At 45.5% G+C, this 17,346-nt stretch carries 18 protein-coding genes and 1 pseudogene; 2 read left to right on the plus strand and 17 right to left on the minus strand.

Going from position 1 to position 17,346, the window contains the following annotated elements:
- Positions 1 to 11 precede the first annotated feature (11 nt).
- From J3U64_RS01375 to murI, 4 genes are read right to left on the minus strand one after another with little or no spacing between them, the layout of a single operon-like run.
- Complete coding sequence (locus J3U64_RS01375; protein ID WP_267390477.1) at positions 12 to 1,274, minus strand: RsmB/NOP family class I SAM-dependent RNA methyltransferase; 1,263 nt, start codon at positions 1,272 to 1,274, stop codon at positions 12 to 14.
- 9 nt (positions 1,275 to 1,283) lie between these two features.
- Positions 1,284 to 1,958, minus strand: a complete 675-nt coding sequence (locus J3U64_RS01380; protein ID WP_267403599.1) for a DUF3108 domain-containing protein — start codon at positions 1,956 to 1,958, stop codon at positions 1,284 to 1,286.
- A 16-nt stretch (positions 1,959 to 1,974) separates the two neighbouring features.
- Positions 1,975 to 2,607, minus strand: coding sequence for a phosphoribosylglycinamide formyltransferase (gene purN, locus J3U64_RS01385; protein ID WP_267408366.1), 633 nt, complete (start codon positions 2,605 to 2,607; stop codon positions 1,975 to 1,977).
- Positions 2,608 to 2,636: 29 nt separating this feature from the next.
- The gene (gene murI, locus J3U64_RS01390) at positions 2,637 to 3,446 is read right to left on the minus strand and encodes a glutamate racemase (RefSeq protein WP_100152467.1); all 810 of its coding nucleotides are present in this window, start codon (positions 3,444 to 3,446) and stop codon (positions 2,637 to 2,639) included.
- Between the two features lie 235 nt (positions 3,447 to 3,681).
- Between murI and tsaE the strand changes: the two genes are divergently transcribed.
- Positions 3,682 to 4,152 (plus strand): tRNA (adenosine(37)-N6)-threonylcarbamoyltransferase complex ATPase subunit type 1 TsaE, encoded by a 471-nt coding sequence (gene tsaE / locus J3U64_RS01395; RefSeq protein ID WP_267390199.1) that lies wholly within the window; start codon positions 3,682 to 3,684, stop codon positions 4,150 to 4,152.
- Positions 4,153 to 4,154: 2 nt separating this feature from the next.
- Positions 4,155 to 5,474 carry an N-acetylmuramoyl-L-alanine amidase gene (locus tag J3U64_RS01400; protein WP_267408034.1) on the plus strand — a complete coding sequence of 440 codons (1,320 nt, stop codon included), beginning with the start codon at positions 4,155 to 4,157 and terminating at the stop codon, positions 5,472 to 5,474.
- A gap of 89 nt (positions 5,475 to 5,563) precedes the next feature.
- Here the strand turns inward: J3U64_RS01400 and J3U64_RS01405 are convergent, their stop codons facing one another.
- The 13 genes and pseudogenes from J3U64_RS01405 to J3U64_RS01465 form a co-directional block, all read right to left on the minus strand.
- On the minus strand, positions 5,564 to 6,952 hold the full coding sequence (locus J3U64_RS01405) for an efflux transporter outer membrane subunit (RefSeq protein WP_267408035.1): 1,389 nt from the start codon (positions 6,950 to 6,952) through the stop codon (positions 5,564 to 5,566).
- Positions 6,949 to 8,046 carry an ABC transporter permease gene (locus tag J3U64_RS01410; protein ID WP_267390196.1) on the minus strand — a complete coding sequence of 366 codons (1,098 nt, stop codon included), beginning with the start codon at positions 8,044 to 8,046 and terminating at the stop codon, positions 6,949 to 6,951. The genes J3U64_RS01405 and J3U64_RS01410 overlap by 4 nt, the downstream gene beginning before the upstream one ends.
- Positions 8,046 to 9,173, minus strand: a complete 1,128-nt coding sequence (locus J3U64_RS01415; RefSeq protein ID WP_267408036.1) for an ABC transporter permease — start codon at positions 9,171 to 9,173, stop codon at positions 8,046 to 8,048. The genes J3U64_RS01410 and J3U64_RS01415 overlap by 1 nt, the downstream gene beginning before the upstream one ends.
- The gene (locus J3U64_RS01420) at positions 9,170 to 10,924 is read right to left on the minus strand and encodes an ATP-binding cassette domain-containing protein (protein ID WP_267408037.1); all 1,755 of its coding nucleotides are present in this window, start codon (positions 10,922 to 10,924) and stop codon (positions 9,170 to 9,172) included. Before J3U64_RS01420 ends, J3U64_RS01415 begins: the two co-directional genes overlap by 4 nt.
- A 1-nt stretch (position 10,925) precedes the next feature.
- Positions 10,926 to 11,915, minus strand: coding sequence for a secretion protein HlyD (gene hlyD / locus J3U64_RS01425; protein ID WP_267408038.1), 990 nt, complete (start codon positions 11,913 to 11,915; stop codon positions 10,926 to 10,928).
- Positions 11,916 to 11,927: 12 nt separating this feature from the next.
- On the minus strand, positions 11,928 to 12,599 hold the full coding sequence (locus J3U64_RS01430; RefSeq protein WP_267390192.1) for a CerR family C-terminal domain-containing protein: 672 nt from the start codon (positions 12,597 to 12,599) through the stop codon (positions 11,928 to 11,930).
- Between the two features lie 204 nt (positions 12,600 to 12,803).
- Entirely contained in the window at positions 12,804 to 13,445 is a 642-nt protein-coding gene (locus J3U64_RS01435; RefSeq protein ID WP_267408039.1) for a hypothetical protein, read from the minus strand.
- 11 nt (positions 13,446 to 13,456) lie between these two features.
- Entirely contained in the window at positions 13,457 to 14,368 is a 912-nt protein-coding gene (locus J3U64_RS09975) for a phage tail protein (RefSeq protein WP_416384977.1), read from the minus strand.
- Positions 14,366 to 14,551: pseudogene (locus J3U64_RS01445) on the minus strand (phage tail protein); the annotation flags it as partial. The pseudogene J3U64_RS01445 and the gene J3U64_RS09975, both read right to left, overlap by 3 nt.
- Before the next feature lie 2 nt (positions 14,552 to 14,553).
- Complete coding sequence (locus tag J3U64_RS01450) at positions 14,554 to 15,120, minus strand: YmfQ family protein (RefSeq protein ID WP_100140065.1); 567 nt, start codon at positions 15,118 to 15,120, stop codon at positions 14,554 to 14,556.
- Positions 15,117 to 16,169 carry a baseplate J/gp47 family protein gene (locus tag J3U64_RS01455; RefSeq protein ID WP_267408040.1) on the minus strand — a complete coding sequence of 351 codons (1,053 nt, stop codon included), beginning with the start codon at positions 16,167 to 16,169 and terminating at the stop codon, positions 15,117 to 15,119. The genes J3U64_RS01450 and J3U64_RS01455 overlap by 4 nt, the downstream gene beginning before the upstream one ends.
- A 25-nt stretch (positions 16,170 to 16,194) precedes the next feature.
- Positions 16,195 to 16,545, minus strand: a complete 351-nt coding sequence (locus J3U64_RS01460; protein ID WP_267408041.1) for a phage GP46 family protein — start codon at positions 16,543 to 16,545, stop codon at positions 16,195 to 16,197.
- Positions 16,546 to 16,623: 78 nt separating this feature from the next.
- Positions 16,624 to 17,304, minus strand: coding sequence for a phage baseplate assembly protein V (locus J3U64_RS01465; RefSeq protein WP_100156902.1), 681 nt, complete (start codon positions 17,302 to 17,304; stop codon positions 16,624 to 16,626).
- Between the last annotated feature and the right edge of the window lie 42 nt (positions 17,305 to 17,346).

The following is a 17,346-nucleotide window of genomic DNA, read 5'->3' on the forward strand; positions in this document are numbered from 1 at the left end:
CCTTGTTTCATTTACTTAATGCGTGTTAGCACAGCGGCAAAAAAGCCGTCTGTATGATGTTCACTGGTTGATAGTTGAAGATAATCACTGTGCATGGAAGACGGCGTATGGCTTTTAAGCAACGTATTCACCGGTTCGATGTGCCAGCCGTTATTGGCCGCCAGAAAATCATTTAACTGTTGCTGGTTTTCTGCCTCCAGAATACTGCATGTGGCATATACTAGCCGGCCGCCGGGACGTACCAACGCTGAAGCTGCTTGTAGTATAGATTGCTGCTGTTGCTGCAATGCAGCAACATTGTCACTGTTCTGGCGATATTTTAAATCAGGATTTCGGCGTAAAGTTCCCAGACCTGAGCAGGGTGCATCCACCAGCACACAATCTGCCTTCGCTTTGAGACGGGCAATGCGGGCATCGTGCTCATTATCGATACGCTGTGGATGAATGTTGGTTAATCCAGCGCGCACCATACGCGGCTTAAGATTAGCCAGCCGTTTTTCTGCCACATCTAAAGCATACAATCGTCCGCTACCGGCCATCATTGCGCCCATAGCCAGTGTTTTACCACCGGCGCCGGCACAAAAATCTACAGCAATCTGTCCGCGTTTTACACCCGTTAGTAATGCCAGCAACTGGCTGCCTTCATCCTGGACTTCCAGTACGCCATCCAGAAACAGTGGGTGACGGTTTAAAGCCGGCTTATCGGGAAAACGAATCCCCCAAGGTGAATAGGGGGTGGCTTCTGCACGCAGACCTTCAGCCTGTAGCGCAGCCAAAATTTTATCACGTTTACCTTTCAGGGTATTGACCCGTACATCCAGCGGTGCTGATTGCATGACACTGCGGCCATAAGCAACAATTTGCTCATCATCCCAATCCTGCTGCTGGAGGCATTCAATCATCCATTGCGGCAATTCTGCTGCTGTGGAAAGCGTACTAGCAAATTCAGACTTGTGGGCTTTTAGCTCTACCAGCCAATCTTTCTCATCGGTATCACACAAAGTCTCTACCGCATGAACACTGAGGCCTCGGCCTAAAACCAGCGCAGCGAGTGCCGCGCGCCGAGGCTTATTATGCGGTTTTGGCAACATCTGCTGGATTTTCTGTAAATGCCGGATGGTGGCGAATACCGTTTCAGCTATTTCTTGCCGGTCACGAACACCAAGTTTGCGCTCACGGCGGAAAAAAGATGACAGCACGACATCTGCCGGCTGGCGGAATGTTAACACCTGCGCTAATGCGGAAGTGGTTAAATCTAGTTGTTGTGCATTGATCATAATTGTTTAAATAGCTTTTCCGTTTATCTGGCCAGCCTTCAGCTGCAATGTATATACTTTACCATTGTCCATATAACTGATGCGTACCGGAATATTGTTCAGCTGCGGTGCAAATGCATATTCCACCCGATCATCACCACGACTGATGCTGTACTGGCTGATTTCGATGTGCTGCCCATTAACCATTATTTGAGCGGAGCCCAGATTTTTAACCGCATCCAGCGGGTATACTTTCTTGCCATTGGTTAAATACGTATTTACCGGAAGTTTTCCCTGATTAAAGCCAAGCTGCCAGGCCAATGCAAACATATCATACACTGGTCCATTTACTGCTAGATGTCTGCTGGTATCGGATACCCTGCCATAATCCACACTCTGCCCGTTAAACCGTGCCTGAGCGTAGAGTTTACCAAAACGACTGTCTGTGTAGGTAAGCGGATTAAGCATTGTCCCGCTTACCGTACCGCTAGAGACAAACTGCATTTGGTAAATCAGCAAGCTGAGATCAGTGCTAATCTGAAACTGCCCGCCTTTTTGCTCAAAATCCATATTGACTGACAGACCATTATTGTCAACAAACTGTAATTGTGCCCGCTGCGGCAATTCTCCCGCATGAATTATAGAAGCCAGCATTAAACCAGCCCAAACCAACACTATTTTCGCCCACAATTTCAATTTCATACGCCACGTACACCAATCAATTTTTTAAGCAGACCAAACCATCAGTTATACCAGCTTCCAATCTGTTTACTCTGTTACCTTGTATTACCAGATTGCCTGCAACAAAATCAGCCACTGCCTGCGGCAAGAGCTGATGTTCAATCCGTAGCACGCGCTGAGCCAGAATTTCAGCTGTATCGCCATCCAGAACAGGGACGACACCCTGTGCAATAATAGGCCCACAATCCAGTTCAGCTGTAACAAAATGAATGGTGCAGCCAGCCACGCGGCAACCACTCTCCAATGCCCGCTGATGCGTATGCAGTCCGGGAAAAGCAGGCAGCAAAGAGGGATGGATGTTTATCAGCCGGCCCACATAATGCGTGCAAAATACCGGCGTTAATATCCTCATAAAGCCAGCTAAAACTACAAGGTCGGGCTGATACGTATCAATACGCTCCATCAGTGCCCTGTCAAATGCGTCTCGGCCTTCATAGTCTCGATGATTTAGGGCTTCAGTTGCCAAACCATGCTCAGCCGCCCATGCCAAACCTGCTGCATCACTCTGATTACTGATAACAGCCACAATTTCCGCCTGTGCAATATTAGATTTAACTAAGGCTTGCATATTGCTGCCACGTCCGGAAATCAGAATCACAATTCTTTTCATCATGTCAGTTTCTCCCTCTTGCTGAAGTTTTACCCCAAAGACACCATTTCCAGCTGCTCCAAACTGCGACCGAGAAACCGTTCTCCGATAGTCTGAAAGCGCAAAGGAATATCACTGACATAAAACCTGTATTGCGCGCCGGTATGATCTGGATTGGCCAGCTGATTTTCTTCCAGTGCTAACGCCGTGGCTTCTGCAGTAGTAATGGCTGAATCAACCAATTTTAGTCCCGGTGCTTCCTGTCGAATTAAGGGTTTGAGTAAAGGATAATGTGTACAGCCCAATACCAGTGTATCCACATCTTCAGCCAGTATCGGTTTTAGATATTCGCGTGCAGTCAAGCGAGTGACTTCATGATCTAGCCAGCCCTCTTCCACCAGTGGTACCAATAGGGGACAGGCCTGTGAGAAAACCCGTGTTTGCGGGTTCTGCTTGTGAATCGCCCGTGCATAGGCATTGCTGTTAACAGTGGTACTGGTAGCAATCACACCGATATGATTATTGCGTGTGCTATTCAGTGCTGCCTGCGCACCGGCAGCTATCACATCCAGTACCGGCATACTGCCGGCCAACTGCCGGATTCTCTCACGTGCTACTGCCGCTATGGTATTACAGGCCACCACTAGCGCCTTCACATCATGCTCTAGCAAAAACGAAACAATCTGTTCGGTATAGGCTTCGATGGTGTGTCTGGACTTCACCCCATACGGTACTCGTGCCGTATCCCCGAAATAAATAATATTTTCATTGGGCAGTCGTTCCATTAACGCCCGTACCACTGTCAGGCCGCCTACCCCGGAATCAAATACGCCTATCGGGCGCTGTTCAATTGCTGTCATGAGTCTCTTCATCTGTAGCCTAAACCATTCAGCACACCGTGCCCTGAACCGGTACAGACCCTTTAATTAAGGTAATTATAACATTGACCCGCGCTTATACTTACAGCAGAGCTATCATAGGCGTAGTAAAAATTCGGAATCAATTTGGCAAAATCACAAAACTGCTAAACTTTAATACTTTCACTCTTACAAACTTTATCGCATAATAAACCCGTTTTATTTATCTAAACTCATCATGTCTGCCTCTCACATCCAAGAAACTGTTCTGGCCGATGAAAACGATACCCTACACTTGGGCAGCCGTTTTGCTCAGCATATTAGCCCGCCATTAATCATCTGGCTGGAGGGAGATCTAGGTGCAGGCAAAACCACTTTTACCCGCGGTCTGCTCAGTGCACTGGGCCATCAGGGTGCAGTCAAAAGCCCTACATATAATATTGTCGAAACTTATTCCTTCAATCGATTTGATTTGCATCACTTTGACTTATATCGATTTCAAAGCCCTGAAGAATGGCTGGATGCAGGACTAGACGAACTAATCACTTCAGACAGCGTTGTTCTGATTGAATGGCCGCAGCTTGGCGGTGATCTGGCTCCGCCAGCAGACATTATTTTAAATATCAGAATAAAAGAAAATGGCCGTACCGTACGAATGAGCGCCCTCACGGCCACTGGAAAACACACTCTAAACAAGATCACAGAATAACCATGCCTATTCACATTAGCCGCCGGAAATTATTGATTGCTTCCACCGGTTCGCTTTTAATTAGCCTTACTCCATTTGCCCGTGCCGCTCAGGCCGGCGCCGACATCGTGGCTTCTCGTATCTGGCCGGCCACAGCCTATACCAGAATGACATTGGAATCTACCACACCTATCCAGTTCAAGTATTTTCAGTTGAAAAATCCGGACAGATTGGTCATTGATATTCAAGGTTCCGCCACCAATCAGGTATTGCGGGAGCTGAGCAGCAAAGTGATTCCGATGGATCCGTATATCGCAAGTGTCCGTATCGGCCAGTTTAATCCTGAAACCATCCGTATCGTGATGGATTTGAAAACCACCGTTAATCCGCAAGTGTTTTCGCTGGCGCCAGTGGCCAATTTCAAAAATCGTCTGGTCGTGGATTTATATCCTACCGCTACAGTGGCCATGGAGCAGGAAAAAAACGACCCATTAATGGCACTGTTACAAGACTACAGCCACGGCAAGGTCAATAGCGATGGCACAACCCGTCCGCAGGCCACTGCCTCCACGCCGCCGGTACAAAAAACACCTGTAATCAAACCGCCGGTGACTAATCAGCCAGCACAGCCCGGCAAACCAAACAAGCTTAACCGCCAGCCGGTTATCATGATTGACCCAGGACATGGTGGTGAAGATCCCGGAGCAACCGGCCCATCTGGGCTGCATGAAAAGGATGTAGTACTGGCTATTGGTAGAGAAATAAAAAAAATACTCGATTCATATGGTTATAAAACCTATATGACTCGCAACGAAGATATTTTTATTCCGTTGGGAGTACGCGTAGCCAAAGCACGTAAACTGCAAGCTGATGTGTTTGTCTCCGTTCATGCCGATGCCTTTACCAATCCATCTGCCAAAGGTACAGGGGTTTATGCCCTTAGCCCCAAAGGCGCCACCAGTGCAGCAGCCAAATATCTGGCGCAGACGCAGAATGCGGCCGACTCAATCGGCGGGGTAAATTATTCTACAGACAAAAATGTCAACAATACCTTGTTTGACCTTACCCAGACAGCCACTATTAACGACAGCCTAAAACTAGGCAAGGATGTTTTAAATCAATTAAGCCGAATCAATAATCTTCACAAAGGTAGTGTTGATCAGGCAAATTTTGCCGTCTTAAAAGCACCGGATATACCTTCAATACTGGTTGAAACTGCTTTTATTTCCAATCCAATTGAAGAACGTTTACTATCCAGCAGTGATTTCCGTCAGAAAGTGGCCAGCTCCATTGCCAGCGGCATAAAGGAATACTTATCTACCGCAATATTGGCTCGACGTTAACAAAATTTCTGTGTTGAACCTATACACGTATATTCCACTTGCCACTTAGATAACGCTATTTTTAGCGGGCAGTAATTAGATTTGCATGCTCAAATGCCTCCGCCAAGTGCCTTGACCACATCTACTATGGCACTGCTGGCTTTGCCTTGAGCCAGTGCAAGTGAGTACTGTGCCTCGGCATACTGCCGTTGCGCTTCAAGTACATCTGCCATAGATATATCGCCAGCACTGAAGCGCCGCTGCTGGCTGCGGAAAACTTGCTGCGCCTGCACCGCTGCTTCAGTCCACTTCGACACAGATTTTTGATAATATTGATAATTGCTCATCGCAGTTTCAGATTCATTCAACGCTTTAAGCACTGTTTGCTCATAATCCACTGCCGCCATTTTCTGTCTTGCCTGCGCTGCGTGTATTTCTGCTCTGATTTTGCCCCCATCCATAATCCGCCATGAAATAAACGGAAATACTGACCAGCTTTCATTAGATGAGCGGACTAATTTAACTGGTGATAAAGCATCAAAACCACCATTGGCATTAATGGTGAGTTGCGGAAACTGTGCGGCAACCGCCACCCCCACCTCAGCATTGCTGGCTGCTAATTGACGCTCAGCAGCACGGATATCCGGCCGCCTACGCAAAATATCTGCTGGACTACCTGCCGGAATAGCCGGCAAAGAGCGTATTGGAATAGCAGTGCTGACTAGGAATAACTCCTTATTTGGCTGACCACCGGTCAAAATACTCAGCGCTAATGCTTCGGCACGGATGCGGGCTTGTATTTCTGGAATAGCAGCCTGGGCAGACAATAGACGTGTATCGATATTCTGAATTTCTATTTGAGCCAAATCTCCGGCCTGCACTCGGCGCAACACAATTTTACGTGTTTCACGCAGTGCCTCCAAAATACTCTCTTGAGCTTGTAATTGAGCCTGCGCACTTCTCATATCAAAATAACTGCGTACAATTTCTGAAGCCACGCTAAGTCTAATGGCATCAGCATCTTCCTGTAGCTGCTGATAGCGTGCGGCATCCGCGGCTACACTATTACGCACACGCCCAAACAAATCAATTTCCCATGTAATAGCGGTGCCAGCATAATTTCGCGTTTGATAGCGCTGATAGGGTAAGCTAACGTTGTCACTGTTGCGACTACGTGTACTACGTCCCTCTGCATCCGCTGTCGGCCAAAAACCACTGCGCGTACCAGCCAGTATTGCACGCGCTTCTTCGATTTTGAATACGGCATGGCGGATATCATGATTATTGGCTAGTCCCTCATCTATAAGCCGGTCAAGTAGCGGATCATGAAAATTTTGCCACCATTGATCCAGAGCCTCTGCCGGTTCATTATCTTTTTCAGGCAACGTCCATTGTTTGGGTATCTGGACAGCGGGTGGTCCCTTATACTGCGGTGCACTGATACAGGCACAGAGCAATAAAGTACTAGAAAACAAAATGGATAAGCGCAATCTATTCATGTTAATTTTTTCCGTACTGAAATAATCGCAATGCCCAGTGTTACACAGCCAATCAAGAGCATCGGCCACGCATTATGGAAAATATCCTTTGCTGGCATATTTTTAAGAAACACACCATGCAGTATGATGAGATAATGTTTAAACGGCATCAGCTCTGCCAGCCATTGCAGCACCTGCGGCATATTTTCCACCGGCGTGGCAAATCCAGACATCATCACCATCGGTATCATGACCCCAAACACCCCTAGAATTGCCTGCTGTTGAGTGGAACAAAAAGCTGATATGGCCAGTCCGATGCCGATAATGGAAACAATGAATACCATCATCGCCATCAGTAACAGCAGCAATGAACCGGTAAACGGAATGCCGAAAATCAACACTGCCGCTAGAATCATCATTAAAGACAACACAATACTGATGATGAAACCAGGGACACATTTAGCAATGATAATTTCAGCCGGTGTACAAGGCGAAACCAGCAGCTGATCAAAGGTACCCAGCTCCCGCTCACGTGCAATCGACAACGCAGCTGTCATCAGCGCAATCACAAATATCAGAATGCCAGATAATGCTGGTACAACAAACCATCGATAATTCAAATTCGGATTAAAGAAATTTCTAGCCGCAATCCGTTCTGTCTTCTGTGCCTGCACACCCATATTCTGGACAATTCTCTCAATATAGGAATAGGCAATTTGGCCGGCATTGGCACGACGTCCATCTATAATCACCTGCAAACTGGCAGATTGACCGGCAGCGATATCTCGAGAAAAATCTTCTGGAATAGTAATCGCCAACAGCACCTGTTTGCGGTCTATATCGGCATGCAACGCAGACGGATTGTCTGTCACCAGCACCTCTCTTACAAAACCAGCATGTTCTATGGTTCGCACCAGCTCCTGCGACCAATAACCATTGTCACGGTTATAAACCGATACTGTAACATTGCGCACATCCAGAGTAATCGCGAAAGAAAAAATCATTAACTGCATAATCGGCGGCACAATCAGAATAAATCGCGCCCTTTTATCACGCAGCAAACACAGAATTTCCTTGATAATCTGGGCGCGCAGTTGAAGCGAAAACAGCATCATTATCCCTCCAGACTTCTATGACATTTTGCTCGTGCCAGAACAAACAACAGTGCCCCGATTAATAGCATGGCTAGCATATCGGTCAATAAGAGCGACCAAACATTGCCTACCAGAAAAACCGTTTGCAGCGCCTCAACAAAATAACGCGTTGGAATAATATGAGTAATCAATCGGATCGGCCATGGCATACTGTCTATTTCAAATAGAAAACCGGACAACATAAACGCCGGCAAAAAACCCGTAAAAGCAGCCAACTGCGCGGCAATAAACTGATTTTTAGCTAATATCGATATCACCAGCCCCTGTCCCAGAGCCGGAATCAAAAATACTGCAGCCAGCATCATCAGCACCAGCCAACTCCCCCTGAGCGGCACATCGAAAGCAAATACGGCCATTAGCGCCGAACCAAGCGTTGCCAGCATACCCAGCACAAAATAAGGCAACAATTTGCCCAGCAGTATTTCCGTAATCGTTGCGGGGGTAGATAGCAAGCCTTCCATCGTCCCACGCTCCCACTCTCTGGCCACCACCAGCGCCGTCAAAAGCGTACCAATCATCGTCATAATAATGGCTATAGAACCCGGAATCAGTGAACGCCGGCTTTCCAGTTCTGCATTAAACCAGAAACGAGGCTGGACTGATACCGGTGAAACAGTACTCTGACCATGCTGAGCTAACCACAGCGAAGCAATCCCTTGCGCATAGGCTGTAACAAAATTTGCGGTATTAGGTTGTGACCCATCCGCAATCACCTGAATCAGCAGATCATTATTACGGATATGTAAACGAGTTTCTACGTCAGCAGGAATCACAACATAACCTCGAATTTTACTGGCTATGATTGCTGCTTTTGCCTCCTGAGTATGACGCATAGGCAAAACAGTAAAGTAACGTGAACCAGAAAAAGCTGCTGCCAGCGATTGTGCCGTCGGCGTATCTGAGCTTAGTACCACACCTACCGGCACTTTACGCACATCCAGCGAAACAGCAAAAGCAAACAGCAGCAACAAAATAACCGGCAATACAAAAGCGACGAATATTGCCGAAGGGTCGCGTACAATTTGTAGGCTTTCTTTATAAATAAGTGCACCAAGACGGTTCTTAACAGCACTTTTCCCCTGCTTCATACGGCCTCCGTACAGCCATTACGTTCAGCAGAGTTTGCACAATCCGCCGCATCAATCAATCGGATAAATGCCTGCTCCATCGTTGGTTCATCTCCTGCACTTGTACGTACCTTTTCTTTCAACCGGTCGGGTGTATCCAAAGCAATCAACCGTCCCTGATACATCAGAGCCACACGGTCACAATATTCTGCCTCATCCATAAAATGTGTCGTTACCATCACCGTCATCCCTTTCTGCACCATTCCGTTAATATGAATCCAGAATTCCCGACGCGTAATTGGATCTACACCAGAAGTGGGCTCATCCAGAAATAAAACCGGAGGACGATGCATCAGTGCACAAGCCAATGCCAGCCGCTGTTTGAAACCTAAAGGCAACTCATCAGGTGAATGTCTGAGATAAGGTGTCAGCTGAAAAATCTGAATCATCTCCTCAATGCGCTGCTGCTTGGTGCCCCCACTTAAACCATACATACCAGCAAATAAATTCAGGTTTTGCTCCACATTCAGCAAGCCATAAAGTGAAAACTTCTGCGCCATATAGCCCAGTTGCAACTTGGCTTTTTTAGTAGCATGGCGCAAATCCAGTCCGGCCACATTCGCCTGTCCACTGCTCGGACGCAACAAACCACACAACATTTTAAACGTGGTGGATTTACCTGCTCCATTGGGACCAAGCAACCCGAAAATCTCACCTTGTTTTACCTGAAAGCTGGAATCATCTGTGGCTATAAAATCCCCAAATTTTTTTGTTAGATGAATACATTCCACAGCGGCCGTGGCTAAATTAGGAAAAGAAGACATCTTTGCCGCCAGTGCCGACGTCCCTTTCGGACCTCCACCAAGTAAATCAATAAACGCATCTTCAAATCGGGGTGCCAACGGACGGATCGCGCCCCTTGTGTCCGCAGCCAGCGCCTCAATTTCTCTCGCATCATGACCGTGTCTGAGAACCAGTCGTAAAGAAGCCCCCTGAATTGTTCCATCACAGACACTATCCAAATTCAATGCCCTACTCAAAAGAAACCGCCGGTTTTCACTAAAACCATTTAATCCAAAACTTCTCCCCTGTAGTCTGGCCGTTAAGTCTGATGGTCTACCATCAAATACCAGTTTGCCTTCATTTAGCAGCAGCACCGAATCACACTTCTCCGCCTCATCCAAATAGGCTGTTGCCCATACCACAGCGACTCCGTCACCAGTCAGCTTTGCCACCATCTGCCACAAATCCTGCCGGCTTAAGGGGTCTACACCAACACCAGGTTCGTCCAGCAATAAAACATCAGGGGCAGCCATCATCGCACAGGCCAATCCCAGCTTCTGCTTCATCCCACCGGAAAGCTGACCAGCAAGGCGCTTGGAAAAAGGCTCCAGACGGGTAAATGCCAGCAGCTTACTGAACGATCTTTGGCTTTCCTGCGCATTCAGACCGCGCAATCTGGCATAAAGCTTCATGTTTTCAAGTACAGACAAATCCTCATACAGACCAAAACGCTGCGGCATATAACCCACATTAAAAGCAATTTTGTCCACATCCTGAACTGAATCCAGCCCAACAATATTAATATGCCCACTAGCAGGTGCCAGCAAACCAGTCATCAGCCGCATTAGCGTTGTTTTTCCTGCGCCATCTGGACCAACCAGTCCTGTGAGCCGGCCGGGATAAATAACCGCACTAACATCATGTAGCGCCCAGACCTCACCAAAACATCGCGAAACCTTATCCAGCACCACCGCAGGCCGCTGCGCCATTTCAGACTCCCTTATCGCTCAGCCGAATCGTCACCGGCATACCCTGTTTCAACGCATCATCATCATTCAATACAGTAATTCTGAGCCGGTAAACCAAATCAGTACGCAAATCCGTGGTTTCAACAGATTTAGGCGTAAATTCTGCACGCGGTGAAATAAAACCTATCTGGCCGGAATAAACTTTAGCTGAAGAATCCGTGTAAATAAAAACACGCGTCCCTTGTGCAATTTTGCCTAAAGCCGATTCATCAACATAAGCACGAACATATACCGGCTTGCGCAGCGACAGCGTATACACTGCATCTTGCGTACTTAGCATACTGCCCGGTTCCCGCACTCGGCTCATCACCACAGCATTATCTGGGGCCCGTAGCACCGTATCATTTAAAGCAGTATGCGCCTGTGCCAAACCTGCTTGCGCGCCCCGCAACTGCGCCCTCGCTGCCGCAATTTCTTCAATTCTCGCACCTGATTTTTGCAGCGATAAAGTCTGCTGTGCCGAAGCCAGTGAAGCCACCGCTACATCTCGATCTCGACGTACTTGTTCTAGCGTTTTTTCACTTGCATCGCCTGCTTTGACTAATTGCTGCTGACGCTTTAAATCCGCTTCGCTCTGCTGCAACATCGCCTGTGCTTTTGTTACTGCAGCAGCTGCTACTTTTATATCCTGCTGCCTGTTTCCGGCTTCAAGTTTTTGCAGCTCTGCCTGTGCTTTTGCCACTTCAGCCTCAGCCTGTGCTAATGCATGACGATAAGGCACATCATCCAGCAATGCTAATATTTGCCCTTTTTTAACCTTATCACCCTCTTTCACTTTTACATACAACAGTCGGCCTGACTGACGAAAACCCATATCAACTTCGCGGATATCAACATTCCCATAAAGCGTCAGCGGCTGTCTGGCTGCCTGATAAAAATGCCATCCTGAGTACAACGCAATTAAAGCAATAACGACAACCACACCAGTCAATATCCGTTTTCTGCTAATCATGCTCCCTCTCCCTCAGGCAAAGACCACCGCGATGATATTGCGATGCACAACTGGCAATATTTTCTGCAATTCTTCTTCACCAATTGTTGTCCAGTTCATTCGTCTCAAAATACCAGTACGAACCACCCGCCAGACAGCTAGCAACCCAAAAACACTGAAAGTGATCATCGCAGCCTCCTCTTCATCAGTATTACGCAAAACTTTTATCAATCTAATAATTTGCGTCAGCATGGGCCTGATAAAGGTTGAAAACACATATTCAAAAGCAGCTGTAGGCTCTTGCTGTTCACGCATAATCAATTGCGCCCACTCTTTGGTTTTATCACTGGTCAGCAGTTTTAAAAATGTATTTGCCATCTCCAGCAACAAGGGCAAAAGAATTTCCTTTCTTCCATCCTTATCCAATGTCGACCAATCATATTTCTCGAGACAAAGGCGAATCTTGTCTTCTACTGGCGATATTTCACTCTTTAACTGGGTCGTAATTTTTTCAAAAGCCGCTAAATACAGCCCCTGTTTCCCTTTGAAATAGTAGTTAATCAGTGCCAAATTCACATTGGCAGCATGAGCAAGCTCCCGTGTACTAGCCGCATGAAAGCCATCACGGGCAAATACTTTAATAGCAGCATCAATCAACACTCGGCGTGTTAAATCACCTCGCTCCGCTTCTTTAAACTCATTCATAAAAATGTTCACAGAATTTATCAAAGTAATATTTTTAATTAAACGACTGATTAAGTCAATCGTTTAATTAAAATTTAGATAAAATTTTAAAATAGAATTAAAAAAAGAATCAGAACATAAAGCATAATAGCGCAAACTTTTAAGTTTTCAGGCATATCAATTTAAAATGCGCCGAGAGTTCCCAGCGCATTTTTCGAATCTTAATTAATAGTTTTTCTTCGCTTCATCCCAGAGCACAAAAATCTGCTCGTTGCTGATATTTAACGTTTGCGTAAGAAAATCCCACATATCGTCATCCATCAGCGTAGAACTTGGAGCTTCCGATATCACATTTCTTACCTTGATTAAATGGTCTCCGACTAGCTCACGCTCAGCAATATCCAGCAATTCCTTTTTATTTTTACTGAATTGCAATTCAATCGCAGTCAAAAACTGGCTGCGGGTGATTATTCCTGCTTTTTCCTTTTTATCTTGCAGACGTAATTCATCTGCATTATCCACATCCACCCAAGCGGCGGCATCTTCTGACCATTCAGTAAAAGGCGCTGGAGCAAAAGTAGTTACATCATCAGGTAGTTTACCAACCGCGACAATAATTTGTTTTTCACCCGTATTCTTAGAATACACGGTTTCACCGCGATGGTCTTCTATATATTCCCACTGTCCATTATTCCATTGCGGAATAAAACCTTTTTTTTGTTCGGGCTCATCAGTCTGAATACACAAGCGTGGGATTAAATAATGGCCCCCTCCCTCAAGAGGGTCTAAATCAGCGCTGGTTATTCCCGTAAAAAAATTGTTTTCATCAAGCTGACAAACAGGAATTTCTAAAGGATAATTTTTCATAACATCGATCCTTAAATTTTGATACAGGCCAATAACGCAATGTTACGAGGTCGGGCCTCATTACCTCCGCTCACATCGGTGGCAAAATCATGGGTGTGATTGCCGTTGACATCAGTGACAAAATAATGGCTGTGAATACCGGAATTATTAGTAGATCCCCATCTTTCGATATTGCCGCCGTTTGATTCAAAATTAGACCCAGCACCATTAGTGCTAATTGGAACCCCATGATTGTGATCGCCATTGTTATGAGTCCAACCGGTATGGTTGTGGGCTCCAGATTCCCACGTTCTGCCATTGTGCATGTGGCTAAGATTTTGACTATCTTGCCATGAACCAAACTTCCGGCCTCCATCAACATTGCGTCCATCGTCCCATGAACGAATAAACTCAGCACGTAAATCTGGTAAATTAAATGTTGTATTTCCATCGCCAGATCCGTACATCGTACCTATTGCGGCAAAAAGATTTGAATATGTTGTCCGCGACAAGGCCGCCCCATTTGCTTTTAACCAGCCGGTAGGAGCCATGCTCTGGGAAAAATACATGATTGCGCCAGAAGGTGTCGTGTTTATATCCTTTGAACCATCAAAAGGGACGCCATTAATCAATCGTGCAGTTTTTAGTCTAGTAGCTGAATCTGCATTCCCTGTAGTATCCTGATTACCTGCTATATTAACACCGGGTAAATCAATATCACTTTTGGCATTAAATGTCACACCACCGATTTTTCGTGCAGCAATCAGTTCTGCATAAAGTGCAGTTTTAGCTACCCCATCTTTATCCAGTTTGCAATCAAACAATGCTTTACCTTGCCGTGCTGATAAAGCCGCCAAAGCATCATCCGAATCTAAACTATCTATAATCCGAGTTATGCCGGCAACCTTATCTGTGGCACTTGCAGGAACATTGGTGGCAATCAATTTTTTGATAGCAGCAATGGCTTGACTCTGATTTGCCTTTTCTGGCTTGATGCCGGCTGCGGTCAGGATGGCGATTAGTTCAGCCTGTACCTGATTCAGCCAGCTGGCAGGTAGAACTGTACCTAGTTCGCTAATACCATCGCCATCGTGAAAAAAGCCGTCTTGTGTATCTATTGGATACATATTTATTTATCCTTATATGTAAAACGTATATCAGTGAATGCCGGTTTTAAATCTTTTAAAACACTTTCAATTACGACATCACCATATGCTGTTAATCTGTCACCGGCAGTAGACATACCTGCACGGAATCGAGTTGCACGACTGTCTGCATTTTTGATATTTACCCACCATACCCACATAATGTCTTCACGTGCCAGCCTGTGGCCTACTCGACTAATACCGACTCGAAAAGGCTGTGGTTCTGTTATAGAAATGTCATAACCAATGGATGCAGCCATTTGCATAAAATAGGGAATACTCAAGCCGCCTGTTTCGTTGATTTTCGTGATAACCGCTTGTATTCGCTGTTGACCATTCTTCCCAGTACAATCCAGATTGAGCATTTCCTCCCAGCGTACGATGTAGTTACCAGACGTACGCGGGTCAATAACGCCAAGCTTGCGGCGTGCCGCATTCTGGACTTCATCCAGACAAGCACCATCAACGGCGGCTGCATTTCTTATTGAGGAAGCCGTGCGGTTGTAAGCAACTGGAGGTAATAATCCTAATAAGGTATCTTTGTAATTCATAGCAAGCCCACATCAACCTCACCAAGCATAAACCACTCTATTTTTTTGTTTGTTTCAGCCACAAGATTACCCTTAGGCAAAGTCATTTTTCGGTCTGTAACGCTTGTTACATCACTGATTACAGCTTCCAGCTGAGAGGCAATCACACTATCCCCGGGTTTTAACGCGCTGAAATGTTCTTGTAGTGCTTGTTTAATATCGTTAGCAGCTTTATCAAAAGTCCCCCCGGACAGGCTTACCTTAACTTCTATGTCTACCTTAGTTACATCAGGCTTGACTACCATACTGTTTTTAGCGGTAACAGGGCGCACAGAATCAATATAATTTTGTACTTTGCTAACTATGTCGTCACTTGGCACATTATCACCACTGGTAATAACTACATCGACCGTACCTAATCCGCGGCGTAAGGGATATACATAAGCACTGGTCACCCCATCCACACTCAAAGCCCAAGCTTTATAATCATATTGATTACCCCCTGCCGGTGGACGACGCAATAAATCAAGCAAACGATTTAATAAAGAATTGTCACTTTCGACATCAGTACCACCAGTCACATCAAGGTTTACCAGATCACTGGATACACCCACAGGAGCAGCCATAAACTGTGCCGTCTTATTATGTTGATTTGATATGGCACCAGGCTCAAGCGACCTTATGCTCAAAACAACAATACCATCTTCTTTAATGTAAGCTTTTTCCAAAACCGTATATAAATGTTCTCCACATTTAATTTGCAAATCAGCATCAATTGATGATTGCGGAATACCATGTGCGATAACAGTACCACTGGCCGAAGTCGCATTTTTACGTCGTATGCCACGCAGATTACAATGTCTTTCCAGAAAATCCGTATCTGCCGTATCTGGAAAAAACTGTTTTAATATCCATGCCTGATGGGCATACTGACCAGTGGCACAGCTGGCCAAACTACTAGCACGTATATAATTATCACTATCTGAAGAAACATCTGTTTCTGGATTTAATGAAACCATATCACGCAAAATAGCCTGACGGATCTCTTCAAAGGTAGGAATATTATGCATATTTAAAATCCATTTAATTATTCTTTCAGATTACTTTAACCGGACATTCAAATATAAATTTTTCTCCTGTCATCTCAGTTACCTGTATATTCAAATGAAGCTGGCCATTATGTGTCTGCAAAGTTGTCACAGAAATATCTGTTGCACGTCCATCATCAATAATGGGCTGTAATGCTTGCTGTGCATACTGTTGAGCAAGTAAGCTAACAGATTGCACATCTTTCTCACGCTCCAATGTATAAAGCAACGAACCCAATTTTTTATCTCCCCAATAGCTGCCCAGCGGCGTCATTAGACGCAGATAAACAGCGTTTTGCAGATTATTGATTGTTTGTCCGCTGTAATCACCATTTCGGGTATTAATTTCTCTGTCCATAAATCATTCCATTTATATATTTTTATAATTTACTTGTGTTACAGCATTAAAATTAAAGCTGAACAGCTTTAGCAGATTTCAGACAGGTTTGCCTACACTTACAGTATGATCATGTTCAGTCAGACTGATACCATCGGCTTTAACATCACCTACCGTAGTAAAGCTACCTTCAGTTTGAACAACATTGCCAGAAAAGGTTGCACCCTGCCCCCCTTTAATTTCCAATCCGCCATTTCCATTAATCTGACCCGCAGCAGTAATTTCCTGAGAACAACTAACATTACAAGCAGTAATATCCACACCAGCCTGAGCATCAATACTAATCCCGGCAGCTGCTTCAATTTTCACACCAGCTGGAGCCTTAATATTCAAAGTCTCACAGTCAATTTCTATCAATCTGCCATTTTTTAATGTAATAGATGCGCCAGACTGGTTATAAACAGCCACCTCACCAGAAGCCAAAGCTTTTATACGATATGCCCCATGCTCAGTTCCAATAATAATGCCATGGGTGGTTTGTCCGCTTAGCGGTAAAATAATAGCTTCAGAACCAACCGGTGGATTACTGGTAAAACCGAATTGCTGCATATGCTCCACATCCTGTAACAACTCATCAGCTAGAGCAGAAATTTGTGCAGATTGAATCGGCTCAGTAGCATTGACACGTGTCAGCCTGCCTCGAAAAGCCTGCCGCACAGAACTAGTTGTATTAGAAATGGTTGTCCGGGTTTTATTAACTAATTTTGCAACATAACTCATTTAATACACCCATTATTGTTATAAATTTATTTCAACGCATTA

Origin of the sequence: Snodgrassella sp. B3800 (assembly GCF_026535865.1) — a bacterium.
Classification (GTDB): Bacteria; Pseudomonadota; Gammaproteobacteria; order Burkholderiales; family Neisseriaceae; genus Snodgrassella; species Snodgrassella alvi_E.